The 3,682-nt window shown below is 73.4% G+C and carries 4 protein-coding genes and 1 pseudogene; 2 read left to right on the forward strand and 3 right to left on the reverse strand.

From position 1 onward, the window contains the following. A pseudogene (locus G3I40_RS33700) lies at positions 1 to 297 on the reverse strand (putative protein N(5)-glutamine methyltransferase); the annotation flags it as partial. Positions 298 to 538: 241 nt separating this feature from the next. Between G3I40_RS33700 and G3I40_RS33705 the strand changes: the two are divergent. Both G3I40_RS33705 and G3I40_RS33710 read left to right on the forward strand, forming a co-directional pair. Beyond that, positions 539 to 1,102: a methylated-DNA--[protein]-cysteine S-methyltransferase gene (locus tag G3I40_RS33705; RefSeq protein ID WP_164558639.1), complete on the forward strand. Its 564-nt coding sequence runs from the start codon at positions 539 to 541 to the stop codon at positions 1,100 to 1,102. 33 nt (positions 1,103 to 1,135) lie between these two features. Continuing rightward, positions 1,136 to 1,867 (forward strand): 2OG-Fe(II) oxygenase, encoded by a 732-nt coding sequence (locus G3I40_RS33710; RefSeq protein ID WP_164558640.1) that lies wholly within the window; start codon positions 1,136 to 1,138, stop codon positions 1,865 to 1,867. Between the two features lie 26 nt (positions 1,868 to 1,893). Here G3I40_RS33710 and G3I40_RS33715 read toward each other — a convergent pair whose 3' ends face one another. Continuing rightward, positions 1,894 to 2,682 (reverse strand): Asp/Glu racemase, encoded by a 789-nt coding sequence (locus tag G3I40_RS33715; RefSeq protein WP_164558641.1) that lies wholly within the window; start codon positions 2,680 to 2,682, stop codon positions 1,894 to 1,896. Between the two features lie 52 nt (positions 2,683 to 2,734). Then, on the reverse strand, positions 2,735 to 3,682 hold a 948-nt coding region (locus tag G3I40_RS33720; protein ID WP_164558642.1), incomplete at its 5' end, for an MFS transporter.

A 3,682-nucleotide genomic window follows, 5' to 3' on the forward strand; every position in this document is an offset into this window, starting at 1 on the left:
GGCGAGGAACTCGGTGCGCCGGCGCGGCACGAAGACGCCGGGGTCGACGGTGATGCGCCGGCCGCAGAACGCGGCCCAGCCCACGACGTGTTCCAGGGGCAGGCCCGCGGCGCGGCGCCCGACCATCGCGGTCAGCTCGGCGGCGTCGCGGGCGCTGGACAGCAGGACGCGCGCCTCGTCCTCGGCGAAGACGCAGCCGGCCTCGCGCAGGACGGTGACGACCGACGCGGGGTCGTCGCAGGAGAGTTCGGCGGGCTCGGGGGAAGGCAGCGACGGGGGCTGCGGGGAAACCGACATGAAGGGTGAAGAGACCTCTCGGGAAGCCGAGGGGGCTCCCGGGAGTCGACGGCCGCCGGCCCGCTCAGTGCGCGCGGACGGAACGTACGACAGGAGAAGGGAGCTCCCGACCTGACACAGCGATGATCGGACTCACCTCCTCGTTCCCTCGTGGCTCTGCGGGCCCGGTCACACTACCGCACCCGGATGCCGTGTCCGATTTCCGCCAGCACCCTCGCCCGCGCGCGACGAACCTGGAGGCATGAAGACACACAGCCCCACCCTCGGAGCATCCCCTCAGCAGACTCACCTCCTGTACGCGACGCTGCCCGGGCCGCTCGGCGACATGACCGTCGTCGGCGAGGAGTCCGCGCAGGCGCCCGGCGGGACGGCACTGGTGTCGCTGTCGCTGCCGGGGCAGCGCGGCCGGACCGGCGTGCCCGAGGACGCACGGCACGCGCCGGAGGCCTTCACGGCGCTCGCCGGGCAGCTGGCCGAGTACTTCGCCGGTCGGCGCACCGATGTCGACCTGGCGTTCGCCGTGCGCGGCAGCGCCTTCGAGCGCCGGGTGTGGAGCGCGCTCGAAGAGATCCCGTACGGGACCACGACGACGTACGGCGCACTGGCCGCACGGATCGGGGTCCCGCGCGGCCAGGTGCGTGAGCTCGGTGCCGCGATCGGGCGCAATCCGCTGCTGATCGTCCGCCCGTGCCACCGCGTCATCGGCGCCGACGGAACGCTCAAGGGATATGCGGCCGGAGTACCGGCGAAGGAGACCCTGCTCGTCCTCGAAGGGGCCCTGCCCGCGCAGCTCCCCCTGGCTTGACGCACCACTGAGATGAAAGAGGAACGCACCAGCATGACCACCATCCCCGGACCAGGAACGGCGCAGGACCGGCTGGACACCGTCGACTGGGCCGAACTCGGCGCGGAGCTCGACGAGTTCGGCAGCGCGCTGACGCCGCGGCCGGTGCTCACCCCCGCCGAGTGCCGGTCCGTCGCCGCGCTCTACGACGACGTGGCCCGGTTCCGGTCGACCGTCGACATGGCCCGCTACCGGTTCGGCCGGGGCCAGTACCGCTACTTCGACCACCCGCTGCCCGACCTCGTCCAGGAACTGCGCGCCGCGTTCTATCCGCGGCTGCTGCCGATCGCGCGGTCCTGGGCGCGGCGCCTGAACCGGCCCGCGCCCTGGCCGGACGGCCTCGACGACTGGCTGGCACGCTGCCACGCGGCGGGCCAGACGCGTCCGACGCCGATCCTGCTGCGCTACGGGCCCGGCGACTGGAACGCGCTGCACCGGGACCTCTACGGCGAGCTGGTGTTCCCGCTCCAGGTCGTGATCGGCCTCGACGCGCCGGGCGTGGACTACCGCGGCGGCGAGTTCCTGATGACCGAGCAGCGGCCGCGCGCGCAGTCCCGGGGGTTCGCCACGAGCCTGTCGCAGGGGCACGCACTGGTGTTCACCACCCGCGACCGGCCGGTCCGCTCGGTGCGGGGCTGGGCGAACGGTCCGATGCGGCACGGCGTGAGCACGGTCCGCTCCGGCCACCGCCACACGCTCGGCCTCGTCTTCCACGACGCCGAGTAAGGCCGGGTCCTGACGCGCGGACACCTTCAGGTGAGGCCGTCGAGATCCGACCGCGCGGCGGTCAGGGTCTCCAGGTGTCCGCGGCCCGGGGCGCGCGTGGAGCACCCGACGGACTGCAGCAGGGCCCACATGGTGACCTGGTTGGCGCTGATCACGGGCTTGCCCAACGCAGCCTCCAGCGTCGGGAGCGCGTCGTAGGTGGGCAGTGCGCTGCAACTGACGAAGACCGCGTCGGCCTCGGGGTGGTCGCCGGCCCACACGGCCTCCCGCACCTGTTCCGTCGTCACGTCGTAGGCCTCCTCGACGGAGCCGAGCCCGAGGGAGGTGAGGGAGGTGACCGTGAATCCTGCGGCGTGCAGGTAGTTCTGCAAGAGGGCGTCGACCGGCTTCTGATAGGGGTGCACGACGGCCACGCGTGCGGCACGCAGCGTGCGCAGGGCGAGCGTCACCGCGCCGCTGGTGGTGAGGGCGGCCGGTACTCCGCGCTCCCGCATGGCCGTACGCAGTTCCTGCTCGCCGCGGGCGCCACGGGCGAAGCTGCACGCGGCGCACAGGTAGGCGACCGCCTCGGCCCCGTCGGCCAGGAGGCGGTCGACGGGGGCATCCAGAATCGCGGGGTGACTCAGGCGCGTGACGAGGCCGATGTTGTCGTCGAAGGGCACCGCGGGGGTCAGCTCCACGGGGCAGGCGACGTCGTCGGGCACCCAGCGCCGCAGTTCCTCCTGGCGGTTGAAGTCGAACGAGGCGGCGATGCCGACCCGGCGGACGGCGTCCGTCGCGGCCCCGTGTCGGTCCTGCTCATCGGGGTTGATCATGTCTCTCCCCTGCCACCCCGGGCGCGCGATATGCCTCGCGCGGCCGCTGCGTTCAGCGGGCGGCGCGCCCCAGCGCCCGGTCCGTCAGGGTGACGGCCACGAGCAGGACGCCGAGGACTGCCGAGGCGCCCGCCATCAGGTGCAGGCCGCCGTCGTCGGCACGCTGCCCGTAGGCGAGGGCGATCAGGCTGGAGGCGGTGATGGCGCCGATGTACTGGGCGGTGCGCTGCAGTCCCGCGGCGGCGCCGATGTCGGCCGCGGGCGCGTACTCCTGGACCGCGGCCTGGTTGCTGGTGCCGATCAGGCCCTGCGGGATCCCGAAGCAGGCGCCGGCGAGGAGCAGGACCGCGAGAGGGGTGTCGCCGGAGACGAGGGTGAGCAGGCCCGCGCCGGCGGTCAGCAGGACGCAGGCGACGGTGAGCGGGGCGCGGATGCCCTTCGTGCGGGCGCCGAGCAGGGAGCAGACCAGGGCCGCCAGGGACATGGGCAGCATGAGCAGCCCGGTGTGCCCGGAGGAGTAGCCGCGCCCCTCCTCCAGCCACTGGGTGTAGCCGTACATCACGCAGTAGATGAGCAGGTAGCTCAGTCCGTGGCGGAGGTAGGTGCGGGCGAGGGGACCGTTGCCGGCGAGCATCCGTACGTCGATGAACGGGGTGCGGCAGCGCAGTTGCCACCACACCAGCGCGGCGGTGAGGACGGCGACGGGGGCAAGGAGCCACCACAGGGGGTGGGCGAGGTCGAGGAGGAAGAAGACCAGCACGGTCAGCGCGGTGGTGAACAGGCCGATGCCGAGGGGGTCGAGGGCCAGCTTGGGGGCCGGTTCGGCGGCAGTGCCGCGCGGCGGGTCGGCGGGGATCCAGACGAGGGCGCAGACGAACGCGACGGCGGCGACGGGCACGTTCACGGCGAAGATGCCGCGCCAGCCGACGACGGTGACGAGCAGTCCGCCGAGCGTCGGGCCGACGGCGGCGCTGCCGAGCGCCGCGAACGACAGCCGGGC

The sequence above is a fragment of the Streptomyces sp. SID14478 genome, assembly GCF_010548525.1.
In the GTDB taxonomy this organism is placed as follows: domain Bacteria; phylum Actinomycetota; class Actinomycetes; order Streptomycetales; family Streptomycetaceae; genus Streptomyces.